Annotated in this window: 15 protein-coding genes; 4 read left to right on the top strand and 11 right to left on the bottom strand. The window is 35.5% G+C overall.

Going from position 1 to position 14703, the window contains the following annotated elements; translation table 11 throughout:
* The 3 genes from tkt to sosA all read right to left on the bottom strand — a co-directional run.
* Positions 1–1593, bottom strand: a 1593-nt coding sequence (gene tkt, locus HMPREF3270_RS07815; RefSeq protein WP_070848673.1) for a transketolase, incomplete at its 3' end; no start/stop codon positions are given.
* A gap of 208 nt (positions 1594–1801) precedes the next feature.
* On the bottom strand, positions 1802–2044 hold the full coding sequence (locus HMPREF3270_RS07810) for a DUF896 domain-containing protein (protein ID WP_002480853.1): 243 nt from the start codon (positions 2042–2044) through the stop codon (positions 1802–1804).
* Positions 2045–2200: 156 nt separating this feature from the next.
* On the bottom strand, positions 2201–2434 hold the full coding sequence (gene sosA, locus HMPREF3270_RS07805; RefSeq protein ID WP_002480852.1) for a DNA damage-induced cell division inhibitor SosA: 234 nt from the start codon (positions 2432–2434) through the stop codon (positions 2201–2203).
* A gap of 144 nt (positions 2435–2578) precedes the next feature.
* On the opposite strand from sosA, the gene lexA reads away from it, so the two are divergent.
* Both lexA and HMPREF3270_RS07795 read left to right on the top strand, forming a co-directional pair.
* Positions 2579–3202, top strand: a complete 624-nt coding sequence (lexA, locus tag HMPREF3270_RS07800; protein WP_023015256.1) for a transcriptional repressor LexA — start codon at positions 2579–2581, stop codon at positions 3200–3202.
* A gap of 340 nt (positions 3203–3542) precedes the next feature.
* Positions 3543–4226 (top strand): phosphoribosylaminoimidazolesuccinocarboxamide synthase, encoded by a 684-nt coding sequence (locus tag HMPREF3270_RS07795; protein WP_002480850.1) that lies wholly within the window; start codon positions 3543–3545, stop codon positions 4224–4226.
* Between the two features lie 43 nt (positions 4227–4269).
* On the opposite strand, the gene HMPREF3270_RS07790 is transcribed toward HMPREF3270_RS07795, so the two are convergent.
* The 8 genes from HMPREF3270_RS07790 to rpsN all read right to left on the bottom strand — a co-directional run bounded on the left by HMPREF3270_RS07790 (position 4270) and on the right by rpsN (position 12488).
* Positions 4270–4791: an NAD(P)H-dependent oxidoreductase gene (locus HMPREF3270_RS07790; RefSeq protein ID WP_002480849.1), complete on the bottom strand. Its 522-nt coding sequence runs from the start codon at positions 4789–4791 to the stop codon at positions 4270–4272.
* Between the two features lie 142 nt (positions 4792–4933).
* Positions 4934–6346, bottom strand: coding sequence for a sucrose-specific PTS transporter subunit IIBC (locus HMPREF3270_RS07785; RefSeq protein ID WP_002480848.1), 1413 nt, complete (start codon positions 6344–6346; stop codon positions 4934–4936).
* Complete coding sequence (locus HMPREF3270_RS07780) at positions 6346–7305, bottom strand: carbohydrate kinase family protein (RefSeq protein WP_070848672.1); 960 nt, start codon at positions 7303–7305, stop codon at positions 6346–6348. Before HMPREF3270_RS07780 ends, HMPREF3270_RS07785 begins: the two co-directional genes overlap by 1 nt.
* A 2-nt stretch (positions 7306–7307) precedes the next feature.
* Complete coding sequence (locus HMPREF3270_RS07775) at positions 7308–8780, bottom strand: sucrose-6-phosphate hydrolase (RefSeq protein ID WP_070848671.1); 1473 nt, start codon at positions 8778–8780, stop codon at positions 7308–7310.
* Positions 8781–8848: 68 nt separating this feature from the next.
* Positions 8849–9829 (bottom strand): LacI family DNA-binding transcriptional regulator, encoded by a 981-nt coding sequence (locus tag HMPREF3270_RS07770; protein WP_070848670.1) that lies wholly within the window; start codon positions 9827–9829, stop codon positions 8849–8851.
* 196 nt (positions 9830–10025) lie between these two features.
* Entirely contained in the window at positions 10026–10961 is a 936-nt protein-coding gene (locus HMPREF3270_RS07765; RefSeq protein WP_002480844.1) for a CAP domain-containing protein, read from the bottom strand.
* Positions 10962–11061: 100 nt separating this feature from the next.
* A complete protein-coding gene (gene guaC / locus HMPREF3270_RS07760; RefSeq protein ID WP_002480843.1) occupies positions 11062–12039 on the bottom strand; it encodes a GMP reductase in 978 nt (325 codons plus the stop codon).
* 179 nt (positions 12040–12218) lie between these two features.
* On the bottom strand, positions 12219–12488 hold the full coding sequence (gene rpsN, locus HMPREF3270_RS07755) for a 30S ribosomal protein S14 (RefSeq protein WP_002480842.1): 270 nt from the start codon (positions 12486–12488) through the stop codon (positions 12219–12221).
* 256 nt (positions 12489–12744) lie between these two features.
* Here rpsN and rpmG point away from each other — a divergent pair, with 256 nt between their 5' ends.
* Positions 12745–12894: a 50S ribosomal protein L33 gene (rpmG, locus tag HMPREF3270_RS13545; protein ID WP_001265708.1), complete on the top strand. Its 150-nt coding sequence runs from the start codon at positions 12745–12747 to the stop codon at positions 12892–12894.
* Positions 12895–13178: 284 nt separating this feature from the next.
* Positions 13179–14636: an amino acid permease gene (locus tag HMPREF3270_RS07750; RefSeq protein ID WP_002480841.1), complete on the top strand. Its 1458-nt coding sequence runs from the start codon at positions 13179–13181 to the stop codon at positions 14634–14636.
* The last annotated feature ends 67 nt before the right edge of the window (positions 14637–14703 follow it).

Here is a 14703-nt window from a genome sequence, read left to right as displayed (position 1 = left end):
TGTTTCTTTAGAAACATCTAATACTGGAAGGTTTTGACGTGTTAACACTAATGAAGTTGGTGTTTGTTCACTCTCTAATGCAACTTCCCAAGCTACACGTGTTTCGTTACCATCTGCTGGACGAATCACATTCATATTAGGAATTGCACGTAAACCTGCTAATTGTTCAATCGGTTCGTGAGTTGGACCATCTTCACCAACAGCGATTGAGTCATGTGTAAAGATAAATGTTGAATTAAGACCCATAATTGCTGAAAGTCTTAATGCTGGTTTTAGGTAGTCACTGAACACGAAGAATGTCGCACCGTAAGGATTTACTCCACCGTGTGCTGCCATACCGTTTACAGCTGCTGCCATCGCAAATTCTCTAACACCAAACCAAATATTTTTACCTTCAGGTGTATTGCGATCATAGTCTGGTGCATCTTTAACATTTGATTTGTTTGAACCAGCTAAGTCTGCTGAACCACCGAAGAATGAAGGTACAGATTTACTTAGTGCTTGAATGACTTCACCTGAGTCTGCACGTGTAGCACTTTCTGAACCGACTTCGAATTCTGGTAATTCTGCTTCATAGTTTTCAGGTAATTTACCAGCAATCGCATCTTTGAATTCTTGTGCTAATTCTGGATAAGATTCTGCGTATTTTTCAACTAAAGCTTTCCATGCTTCTTCGTTTTCAGTTGCACGTGTCAACATAGTTTCATTGAAGACATCATAAACTTCATCCGGAACGTAGAAACGTTTTTCTGGATCCAATTTATAGTTTTCTAATGTTAATGTACGTTCATCATCACCAAGTGGCGCACCATGTACACCATGTGTACCTGATTTATTTGGTGAACCGTAACCAATAACTGTTTTAACTTCAATCATAGTTGGACCATTTTGTTCTTTAGCTTTTTCAATGGCACTATTAATTTCTTCTAAATCATTACCATCTTTAACTAAGATGTGGTTCCAACCATATGATTCAAAACGTTTTTTGATGTCTTCAGAGAATGCTTTATCAAGATCACCATCAAGTGAAATATCATTTGAATCGTATAACACGATTAATTTGTCTAATTGTAAGTGACCTGCTAATGAAGCTGCTTCATGAGAAATACCTTCCATCAAGTCACCATCAGAAGCTAAAACATAAGTGTAATGATTTACGACTTCAGCATCTGGTTTGTTGAATTTACCTGCTAAGTGGTTTTCTGCCATTGCCATACCTACTGACATTGCGAAACCTTGTCCAAGTGGACCTGTAGTTACTTCGACACCTTGTGTGTGTCTGAACTCAGGGTGTCCTGGAGTTTTAGAATCCCATTGTCTAAATTGTTTCAATTCTTCTAATTCTAAGCTGCCTGATACATGTAATAGGCTGTAAAGTAATGCAGAACCGTGCCCTGCAGATAAGATGAATCTATCTCTGTTAAAGTATTCATTTGAATTAGGGTTAAAGTTCAAATGTCTTGTCCATAATGTGTATGCCATTGGTGCAGCACCCATCGGTAATCCTGGGTGACCAGAATTTGCTTTTTCAATTGCATCAATACTTAATGCTCTGATTGTATTGATTGCAAGCTCATCTCTTTTATCGAACATCAATAAAACTTCCTTTCTATACAGCATGATTTTATGCCATTATACATTAAATCAGTTAAGTTTAACATTTATTGTCCTCATGAAATCGCTATCAAATATAATAAAAGTGATTAAAACAATCAAAATATACATTTTTATGAAAAAAGAGCCTTTAGAACATCAATTATTCTGTTCTAAAAGCTCTACATTTATTGTAGTATATTGAGTTTTATTGTCTTTTATTTTGCTCACGTTGTACTTGTTTTAATTTTTCTGGTGTTACATCATTTCCTTCAGGATCTAATACTTTTGTATTTTCAATTTGTTGTTTGAAACCTTCGCGGAATGTTTCAAGATATTTTTGATGTAACTCTGCTCTTTCTTTCGCTTCTTCTTTTGTTAAGCCTTCTTCTTTTTTCTTTTTAGAAAGTTCATTAATACGGTTAATTGTTTCTTTATGTTGATCTGCCATGCTATCGACCTCCATTAGTCTGATGATTATTTATCTTAGCAAACAATCGCTTAAAATAAAATCAATATGTTCTACTAAACTTATTCCCGATCACAGAAACCTTACACTATAGAACACATCGTGTTAGCAGTATAATCAACACACTTTATTTATAAATCAGTGAACAGTTGCGACGATAGGTCTGTTATTTTGTTCGCCCTGTTCTATATATTGTTGCTCATGTTCGGCTTTTTGTTCTACCTTAGTTGGAAGTGTATGATCTGTCATTTCGTACACTTGTTCCTCATTACTTGACTGCTCTGCACCGATTAAAAACGCTGAAACTAACATAAAAGACATTAACAATACTGCTGTATATAGTAAAAAACTAGTTTGATATTTCCTAATCATTATTCGAACACCCCTAGAACATTTGTTTGTATTTAAACAATATCAGAACGATTGTTCGGTGTCAACACTTTTACGAACAAATGTTTGTAAAGGCTATATTAACGTGATATAATAAGAACAAACTAGAAGAGGATGTGCATATAAATGACTGAACTTACGAAGCGTCAAAGCGAAATTTATGAATATATAAAACAAGTCGTTCATACAAAAGGTTATCCGCCAAGTGTCAGAGAAATCGGTGAAGCAGTCGGACTTGCTTCAAGCTCTACTGTACACGGGCATCTATCACGATTAGAAAGCAAAGGGTATATTCGTCGTGACCCTACAAAACCACGCGCAATTGAAATTGTCAGCGACCAAATTGAAGATGCTGCTGAGATCGAAGGTACTATCCACGTACCAGTTATTGGTAAAGTCACAGCCGGTGTCCCAATCACAGCAGTAGAAAATGTAGAAGAATACTTCCCATTACCAGAACACTTTACATCAACACATAACAGCGACATTTTCATTTTAAATGTTGTTGGAGACAGTATGATTGAAGCTGGTATTTTAGATGGAGATAAAGTCATCGTCAGAAGTCAGACTATCGCAGAAAACGGTGATATTATTGTAGCTATGACAGAAGATGATGAAGCAACTGTAAAACGTTTCTACAAAGAAAAACATCGTTATAGATTACAACCTGAAAACAGTACAATGGAACCTATTTACTTAGAACATGTATCTGTTTTAGGTAAAGTTGTAGGTCTATTTAGAGAGCTATAGGCAATCGTATCTGTTCATAGGCATATCATCTCTTCTTAATTTTTGTTCGTGACAAATTATTTAAATTCAAATTAGATTAGTAAACTACTAACACCCCATAATGTCCAAAATTCATAGACATTATGGGGTGTTTTTAATTATTTTGTTGTGTTTATCTCCGTTCTGTTATTTTTTATACTGTGCATAAATAATTTGCATCTTAAAGCGGCTTTAGTCTTGCATGCACCTTGCTTTTTAGTTTAAAATGCAGCAATGCCATCATATTTTCATACTTTTGTATTTATATAAAAGAGAAATTCACTTATACTAAACATGAGTAATACTTGAGGAGTGAGATGAAATGGATTTAATTTACAAAGGTAAAACAAAAGATGTCTATCAAGACAAAGATGGTGAAATTGTTCTTTTCTTCAAAGATGATATGACAGGAAAAGATGGCAAATTTGATCCAGGTGAAAACCAAGTTGGCTTAACTGTTGAGGGTTCAGGTAAAGCTGGTCTTAAAATGACAAGTTATTTCTTTGAAAAAATCAACGCTGCTGGTATTCCAACACATTATATCGACGCAAATATTGAAGATCGTCAAATGCGTGTTAAAAAAGTATCAGTATTCGGTCATGGATTAGAAGTTATTTGCAGATACCGCGCAGTGGGTTCATTTATCCGCAGATACGGTGACTATATCGAAGAAGGCGCACCACTTAACGCATATGTAGAAATGACTTTAAAAGATGATGAAAGACAAGATCCACTCATCAACAAAGCAGGTCTTGAAGCGTTAAACATCTTAAAACCAGGTGAATACGACGAAATTGCTAAATTAACAGTAAAAATTTCAGACATCATTAAAGAAGAGCTTGCACAAAAAGGTTTAGAACTTTACGACATTAAATTAGAATTTGGTCGCGATGAAAAAACTGGTGAAGTTTTACTTATTGATGAAATCTCTGGCGGTAACATGCGTGTGTTTGATAAAGACGGCAAATACATTGAACCTTTAGAGTTTGGAGAGTATTTATTCTAATTAAACGAAAGCTGAGATCGTTTTTTGATCTCAGCTTTTTTATTTATAAGGCTTTCACAAATTCTATATAGTGCTTGCTACCTTCAATCAATTCGTTTTTCGTCGCATGATTCACTGTACCATATTGTTCAAAGTGTCCTTTATATTGGGCACCGATATAATTAAAAGTCGCAACGAATGGTGAAAGTAATGTGTCTAACGTGAATCGATTCGAACCTTCTTCTGAATAATCTTCTTCTAAACTGCCAACTGTCGTCGCAATCGCAAATTTTTTATCACGAAGTTTCGTTCCTTCTGGACCATATGCAAAATTAAATAAAAATACTTCATCTTGATATTGTTTCAATAATGGCGGACTACTATACCAATACAATGGAAATTGGAATACTATTGTATCGTAGCTCATTAATCTTTCTTGTTCGCGTGCAACATCAATGTTTCTGTCAGGGTACAATTCATATAAATCGACAACATCAACTTGTTCGCTTATCAAAGCATTTTTCCACATACGATTAACTACTGAGTTTTCCATATCTGGATGGATAATAATGACTAATTTTCGCATCTTTGCACTCCTTTGATCTTCTTCAATACTCGAAATGATTATAACTTTTAAACTTTTCTTTTGCCATGATGCTTCACAAAAATTGCGAACATTTTCTATTAAAAAAACTGTTAACCACAATTTGTGATTAACAGTTTATCCATTATTTAGCTTCCTTGATCTCCTCAGCTAATTTATCACTATATCCAAAGAACCAAGTTAATACAAAAGCTGTCGCAAATGAAATTACTAATACTAATAAATAAAGTGGCAATTGGCCAATATCTTTTAAGAATAATAAGATACCTGGCAATACAGTAATCGCCATACCTGATGCTTTTAAGTGGAAAAGTGCTGCGAAGAATCCACCTACTGCTCCACCAATCAAACCACAAACAAAAGGTTTAAAGTAACGTAAGTTTACACCGAAAATCGCAGGTTCTGTAATACCAAGTAGTGCTGAAAATGCTGAAGGTAACGCTAACGCTTTTAATTTAGCCTTTTTCGTTTTAAGTCCTACCGCAACAGCTGCTGCGGCTTGAGCTGTCATAGCTGCTGAAATAATCGGGTTGAATTCATTATAATGGAATTTTTCTAACAACTGAATTTCCATGAAGTTAAAGATGTGATGTACACCTGTAACCACGATAATTTGTTGGAAGAACCCAATTAAAAGTCCAGCGATACCGAATGGTAAAGCAAGTACCCATTCTGTTCCTGACAATATAATTGTTTCAATTGAATGGAATACAGGACCAATCACAAATAATCCTAAAGTAATCATCACAAGTAAGACTAAGAATGGTGTCACAATTAAATCAATCGCATCTGGAATACGTTTTCTCAATGCTTTTTCAAACTTAGCACCAATCAAGCCGACAAAGAATGCAGGCAATACTGAGCCTTGGTAACCGACAATCGGTATAAAACCAAAGAATTTAATAGCTTCTGCTGAACCATCACCTACTTCATACGCATTAGGCAATGCTGGGTTTACGAGCATCAATCCTAATACGATACCTAAAACAGGACTGCCACCAAAGACTTTAAAGGCACTCCAAGCAACTAATGCAGGCAGAAACGCAAAGGCAGTATCCGTCAGCACTTGTGTGAACAAAATAAAGTTTTGTGGGATATCTTTAGCTGTCATGCCCATCCAGCTTAAAATTTGGTCGTTCATTACGACACCGCGTAGTCCCATAAACAGACCTGTCGCAACTAAGACTGGAATAATCGGTACGAAAACATCACCGAACACACGAATCGCACGTTGAAATGCATTGCCTTGTTTGGCACCCGCTTCTTTAACCTCTGATTTCGAACTGCCCTCTACACCTAATTGTGTAATTTCATTATAAATCTTGTTGACGGTACCGGTTCCAAAAATAATTTGAAATTGTCCCGAGTTATAAAAGGCACCTTTTACTTTTTCAATTTCTTCTACTTCTGCTTGATCTACTTTTTCATTATCTTTGACCATGATTCTTAAACGCGTCGCACAATGGGCAAGAGATTCAATATTTTCCTCTCCACCCACTGCTTGAATGACCGCTTCTGCTATTTTCTTATCACTCATTACTTTTCACCTCTCATAAACGTTGTCGTTTGTGTTTTTGTCGGCAGACTTTCTATCGCACCATATGCAGTAGTTGTTAATGCGCCGACCGCATTCGCAAATTTTAAAAATTGATGACTTTCTTCAAAAAGCTTGTGCTTACCATGTGTTAATAACTGATAGTTGATGGCACCGATAAAGGCATCACCCGCACCAGTCGTATCTAAAACTTCTACATTAAAACCAGTTTCTTTTGCAATTAAGCCTTCTTTTGTATAAAGCGCAGCACCTGCTTTGCCTTCTGTATAAATAACAGCTTCTACATTGCCTTTAAAAAGCGAATCGATTGCTGCTTGTTTATCTTTAATACGCGTAATAAATTCTAATTCTTCATCTGAAATTTTGACAATATGTGCTTTAGGAATAAATTCTAATACAGTATGGTGTAATGCATCTAAATCATCCCAAAGCGGGAAGCGTAAGTTCGGATCAAAAACAACAGTCCCTTTTGCTTCTAACATTTGATCAATTAACATGCGGTGTGTTGCTTTCATTGGACAATCTACTAAATCAACCGAACAAAAATGCAGAATATCTGTCTCATCAAAGGATAAATCTGTTAACTGATCCGCTTCCAACAACATATCTGCTGAAGGTTTACGATAAAACGCAAAGTCTCGTTCTCCCGCTGCGGTTAAGCTGACAAATGCGAGTGCTGTATTCGCTGTCGATGTTTGTTTCAAATACTGCGTATCGACACCAACATCCTTGAGTTTATCTTCTATTTTCTCGCCGAATGCATCATCACCGACTTGTGTAACCACTGCCGCATCGCCGCCTAATTTTGCGACACAACTTGCGACGTTTGTAGGTGCACCGCCGACTTGTGGTGAAAACTGTGTCACTTCTTTTAATTTCGCATCACGTTCACTAGGGATAAAATCGATTAATGCTTCTCCAACTGCATATAATTTATTCATGATTACCCTCTTTTCAATTCATATTGTTTCGTTTCCATTTTGACCGTTCCTGACTCTGACGATAGTTGACAATATTGATATGGTTCAACAGGAAACAGTCTAGACGTCATCACATGTGTACCTTCATTAATGAAGATTTCTATACTTGATGTATCTATAAAAATTCTCAATGATTTTAAAGCATCAAATAACTGTACACTTCTCTTTTGATTATCTTGATTGTTTGGTAATTCACCACTCTGGCTGCGATCTAGTTCAAAAACTCCTGTATTTTTATCATACGTTATTTTAACCGCTTCTTCGACTTGATTAGAAAAAACTATGCTTAATACATCCGCTTCATTTTCAACGATTGAAATGTTGAGTTCTGAACGGTCTGGTTGAATCAAATCTAATACAGTGTTGTCATCAGTGATATCCATTTTTGTTTCATTACTGCGAACTCTCAACTTTTCTACATCTGGATGTACCGTTTGTATTAATGTATTCTCTTTAACTTTCAATACCCTCGGTAAAGTCAGACAATGTGCCCAGTTATAAACATCTGTTGGATAGTTAATGTCTGGTAAACCCATCCATCCGATTAAGACACGTTCGCCTTCTTTAGAAATAGTTGTTTGCGGCGCATAAAAATCAAAGCCGTGATCTAATTCAACAAATCCATCATGTTTCATTTCTAAAGTCTTTAAATCAAAATCTCCTATGATATAACCGGATTGATAGATATTACGATACTTCACCCCATCTGCTTCTAACCCTTGTGGACAAAAAATTAACACATCTTTATTTCCTAATTTAAATAAATCTGGGCATTCCCACATATATCCGAAATCTGATAAACCTGTTTGAATTTCTCCGAGTAAATGAAACTTGAATGTTGTATCACCTTGATAGATTAAAGCACGCCCTGTTTGTGCTGTAGTTTGTGCACCAATCACGAAATAATAATTTCCATTTTCCTGCCAAACTTTCGGATCTCTAAAATGGTCGGTATAACCTTGCGGTGAACCTTCAATGAGTGGCTTTTTGTCCTTCACTTGAAACGCGTCATTTAATGTCGCTACCATTTGATAAGGTAAACGTTCCCAATCTTTTGTCCTATGATTACCTGTATAGAATAAATACAACTGGTCTTCAATTTGTATACTAGAGCCACTATAAGCACCGTGCGAATCATATGTGGTATCAGGATAGACGACTGGTCCTTTATTTTCAAAATGAATCAAATCATCAGAAACAACGTGATACCAATATTTCAAACCATGAACAGGACCTAACGGATACCATTGATAAAATAAATGGTATTGACCTTTAAAGTAAATGAAGCCGTTTGGATCATTTAACAATCCCGAAACAGGTTGAACATGAAAGTATTGTCGCCAAGGCGATTGATGCACTTTGTCTGTCATACTTTCAAATTCTTCATTTGTAATTGAAGATAACCCTCGATACCTTGCTTCGCGTGTCCATTCCATCCTATCACTCCTTTCTATTTGGAACCGGTTCCAAAATACTATAAAAGTAAAACGCTTTCACAAACATTTTACTCATTGCTTTCAGATAAGTCAATACTGTTATTTTTAATAAACTCAAAATCCATCACTTCTATTTGTTTAATCGCTTTACCATTGATAATACGAATTAAATTTTGGGCAGCTTTCTCACCTGTTTGTTTATAGGGAAAGCTGATTGTCGCAAGAGATGGTGTGACAATAGAGGTTGTATCATAGCCTCCGAATCCCGCTATTGATAATTGATTTGGAACTTGAATATGTTGATGATGGGCAGCTTTTAAGGTTCCTAACGCAATATTATCTGTCCCGCAAATTAATGCATCGTATTGAGACACTAGCGGTTTTGCAGCGACTACAGCTTGTTGTAAATCAAAAGTTGTGTAATAAACATCAGGCGTTTGATTATATCGTTTTAAACCTGACAATATACCTTTTTTTCTTTCAACACCTACTGCTTTATCATATTCATCGACACCTAAATATGCGATACGTTTAAAGTTTTGTTGTCCAAATAATTCTCCAATAGTGCGCCCCGCTTCAAAATCATTTTGTATTACAGAAGGTACATGTTCATCTGACTGCCCGACTAATATAACAGGAGCCTTTATTTCTTGTATCGCTTCAATGTGTTGCTTTGTGATTTGTGTGGCGATTAATAAAATACCATCTACTTTATTTTTATTTAGTGTATATAATGCTTCTATTTCTTGTTCAATACTTTGACTCGTATTAACAATCAGGGTTTGGTACTTAATTTCACGTAAGTAAGTATCTGCACCTTCAAGAATCTGATTTGCCGCATAGGAATCAAGTCTAGGAATAATCGCACCAATCATGAATGTACGTTTGGCTTTTAAAGATTGTGCAAATTGATTAGGTGAATAGCCTGTTTCCTGTACAATTTTATCTATTTTATCCTTAGTTTTCTGGCTGACAGATCCACCATTTAAGTATCTTGATACTGTGCTTTTTGATACGTTTGCCATAGATGCGATATCTGAAATATTCATAGTCACACTCCTTCCTTTATGATTTCAAGTCATTTAATATGTATTATAAAATATTAACCTTTTTTCTGCTTGTGCTTATTATAATCAAGAAATCATTCATTAATCAATAATTTCTGAATAAATTAATCTTTTCTTTATAAAGCAAAAGACAAAATATCTGCTGAATACAGAAATTTTGCCTTTATTTTAAAGCTGATTAACTTGTGTAATTTTCAGTCCAGAAAGGCTGTCGTTCATCATTGAAATCAACACCGACACCTAAGTTTTTAAAGCTTGGTTGTAAAATATTTTTTCGATGTCCTTCTGAATTCATCAGACCTTCATGTGCGAAAATACTATTTTGATGGCCGTACGCTAAGTTTTCACCCGCGCTATTATAATCAATGCCATCCTTTTTCATACGATCAAATGGAGATTCTCCTTTTGGATTAGTATGATCAAAGTAATGGTTGTCAGCCATATCTTTACTGTGTTTTCGTGCAGTATTAGAGATTGCATCGCTATATTTCAATACAGATAAGCCTTTTTGAACACGCTCTGCATTGACTATATCAAAGTTTTGCATCTCAAAACTCTGAGCAAGTGAAGACGATGGCGCACCGTAAGGTTTAGTTAAACGATGTTCCATTTCCTTACTAATCTGCATGACACCTGTTACTTGATTATTTTCATGCTTGTCATAAAAGACGGTCGTATAAATACCATCTTTATCAAAGACATCATATTCATCGCTCGTAATTTGGTATCTATAATTACCTTTCGTCATTTCATCAATCGGTTGGCCTAGTCTATCTCTTACAGCTGATTTCGGCGAACCATACTTGATTTTAGATTTAGAAGAGATAACATTTTGATTGCTATAGATACCATTCACTTTATTATTCATATAACTGACCATTACGAATGAATGGTAATCTTTATGGTATGTGTACCATTTTAAACCATATTCATTTGCGCTGACACGTTCAGGTTTACCTAAAGCCTGTTCGACTTCTTCTTTTGTCATATTCATTTGAATGTTATTTAAAGCAAAATCTTGCTTATCCGGCACTTTAAGTGCTGTTTCATTGGCACTTTCTTGTGCAGTGATTGCTTGTATTTTGGCTTTTGCTTGATTTTGAATGTCAATCATCCATGGTGTCTCTTTAACAGGAATGATTAAAGCAGCAAGTAACAGGATGACTACAAATGAAAATGTGCGTCTGATCGTCTACACCTCCAGAAGGTAAAGCTTAGTCTCTATCACCATTGAAGATAGAGTTTCTTACGATGACATAATCTACTTTTCTTAATTCAAGCAAGTCTTTACCGCCTGCATAAGAAATAGAGCTTTGTAAGTCCTGTTGCATTTCATTCAATGTGTCTGCTAATGAACCTTTGTGTTCTACAAACATTTTCTTACCTTCAACGTTTTTGCGCTCACCTTTTTGGAATTCAGAAGCACTGCCGAAGTATTCTTTGTATAATTTACCATCAAGTTCTACTGTTTCACCTGGTGATTCTTCATGTGCCGCAAATAATGAGCCGATCATAACCATTGAAGCACCGAAACGAATTGATTTCGCGATGTCACCATGAGTTCTGATACCACCATCAGCAATGATTGGTTTACGCGCTGCTTTACTGCAGTGGTTTACTGCAGCTAATTGCCAACCGCCTGTACCGAATCCTGTTTTGATTTTGGTAATACATACACGGCCTGGTCCGATACCGACTTTTGTCGCATCTGCACCAGCGTTTTCTAATTCTCTTACACCTTCAGGCGTACCTACGTTACCTGCGATCACAAATGAATCTGGTAAATATTCTTTCAAGTGGCGAATCATGTTAATGACTTGTTCTGAGTGACCATGCGCAATATCAATTGTGACATATTCAGGTTTTAAACCTTGTTCTGCAATTTCTTTAACGAAATCATATTCATTATCTTTAACACCTACAGAAATAGATGCGAATAATCCTTTATCTTGCATTTTTTTGATGAATGGAATACGCGCTGCTTCATCAAAACGATGCATAATATAGAAGTAATCATTTTCTGCGAACCACTCTGCAAGTTTTTCATTCATAACCGTCTGCATATTTGCAGGAACAACCGGCATCTTAAAACGACGCGGTCCGAATTGGATTGATGTATCACATTCTGAGCGGCTTTTCACTATACATTTATTAGGAATCATTTGGATATCTTCATAATCAAAAATTTTCATATCTATCTAACACCTTACCCTTTATTTTCTCTAACTCAAAAAGTCCAATATACATCATACTACCTCATTACGACTTTTACCATAAAAAAGCGTGTATTCTCTCTAAAAACACACAAAAAAAGAACACATTTCATTCAAGAAATGTGTTTCATGATAAATTGATTGCTAAAAACTAGAAATTACCAGCTTGCTTTTCTTACGCCAGGAATTTGACCTTTATGTGCATGTTCTCTGAATGCAATACGTGACATTTCGAATTTTCTCATTACGCCACGAGGTCTTCCAGTTACTTTACATCTACGAGTTAAACGTGTTGGTGATGAATCTCTAGGTAATTTTCTTAATGCTTCATAGTCACCTTTAGCTTTTAACTCTTGACGTTTTGCGTAATATTTAGCAACGAGTTCTTCTCGTTTTTGTTCTTTAACAACTTTTGATTTTTTTGCCATTAAAGTTCCTACCTTTCTTAATAGTAAATGTTCATAATCGTAATTATTACGATTTATATCATAACACAATTTCCATCTTTATCAATACTTTTTGCTCATTTTTTAAGCAAAGTTATTTACTAATCGTATATTTTTCTATACAATAGAATACATTGAGCTTATGCTGCTTATTTTATCCATCTTGCACGATATGCATGATTGTGGTAAATTTAAGTGCGTAAGTATTGCTAATAACTTAATAGAAAGGGTGTCTACATTGCGCGTAAACGTAACATTAGCTTGCACAGAATGCGGCGATCGTAATTATATTACTACTAAAAACAAACGTAACAATCCTGAACGTATCGAAATGAAAAAATACTGCCCAAGATTGAACAAATATACATTACACCGCGAAACTAAATAATGTATTGAAACTACGATAGTGAACTTACCTATTCAAATCGGTAACGTTCACTTTTTTTATTGTTGGGTCTAAATATACACCTCTCCTTCTATTTTGTCTAATACGCTCTTACTATATCAACTAAGAATTTATGTCAATTTAACGGACACAATGAACAAAATTCTGTCATTTTTCTGAATTTTTTAAAATATTTGATTTAATGCATCAAAGGTCATTGATTAGTCGTATAAAAACAATTAGAATAGAGTACATATATTTTAATTTAAAGATTAGAGGTAACGCATATGGATGAAAACAAAATGAATAGAGGACTCAGTTCTCGCCATATATCAATGATTGCTATCGGGGGTGCAATCGGTACAGGTCTCTTTATCGCAATGGGCGGCGTCATTTCTCAAGCTGGTCCTGGCGGTGCGATTGCAGCGTATCTGATTATTGGTGTCATGTTATATTTCTTAATGTCATCAGTCGGAGAACTTGCAACCTTTTATCCTGTATCAGGTTCTTTCAGTTCTTATTCAACACGATTCGTTGACCCCTCACTTGGTTTTACAGTCGGTTGGTTATACTGGGCAATGTGGTCACTTGTGACAAGCGTTGATGTTATTATCGCATCAAATGTCTTGTACTATTGGGACACATTTAAGTTCTTCTCTCCACTTACATGGAGTTTAATATTTATCACGTTCTTACTATTATTGAATATCTTTACGGTAAGAGCCTTCGGTGAAGCGGAATTCTGGTTAGCAGCTATTAAAGTTGTGACGATTATCGTTTTCATCGTTATAGGTGTTTTAACTATCTTTGGTATTCTTGGCGGTCATACGTATGGTTTTAAAAACTTCACTGTCGGTGAAGCACCATTTGTTGGCGGTATCTCTGGTTTCTTAAGCGTTCTGCTTATCGCTGGATTCTCTGTCGGTGGTACGGAAATTGTAGCGGTCACAGCTGGTGAATCAGATGATCCTAAAAAATCAATGCCAAGTGCTATTAAATCAGTATTCTGGAGAATTTTATTATTCTATGTTCTTTCAATCGCAGTCATTTCAGCGATTTTACCTTACAATGAACCGTTATTACTTAATAAAAGTGAATCTGTAACACAAAGTCCATTTACGATTGTGTTCGATAGAGTCGGTATCGCCTTTGCAGCTTCTGTCATCAATGCGGTTATTTTAACATCACTATTATCAGCTGCTAACTCAGGTATCTATTCAACAAGTCGTATGTTGTTCTCACTTAGTACAGATCGACAAGCGCCGAAATTCTTAAGTTATTTGCATGGTAAAACAAAGTTACCTATTCCAGCCATCTTAACAAACTTCGTAATTGTTGTGGCGGTCATTATTTTAGCGAACTTCCATGCGAATGCGATTTTCACATTACTTGGTATTATAGGGCAACTTGTTATCTTCGTATGGGCAGCCGCAATCTTCTCGCAAATCAGATTGCGTAAAGGATTAAAAGCACAAGGTATAGATATTAATGAACGTTTACCTTATAAAACACCGTTATATCCGCTAGGACCGATTCTTGTTTTAGCTATACTCGTGTTCTTGTTATTCGGTGGTTCATTTGAAAATATGATTCACTTGAATGTCGGTGGATTAATTAAAGACTTCGTACCGATTGTAGTGCTCTTTATTATTTTCATTGTTCATAAAATCATTAAGAAAACAAAACCTGTTAAATTGAAAGAAATGGATGTAAGAAGTTTCGAAGAATTTAATAAAGTGAAATAATTATTCACACTAACAGATTGGCTTTGGCCAATCTGTCAGACCGTAGACAAACTACCGTTATAACTTG

The organism is Staphylococcus sp. HMSC65H10, from assembly GCF_001839185.1.
GTDB lineage: Bacteria > Bacillota > Bacilli > Staphylococcales > Staphylococcaceae > Staphylococcus > Staphylococcus simulans.
Note: the sequence above shows the minus strand (reverse complement) of the source record. Positions and strands in the feature narration are given on the sequence as shown.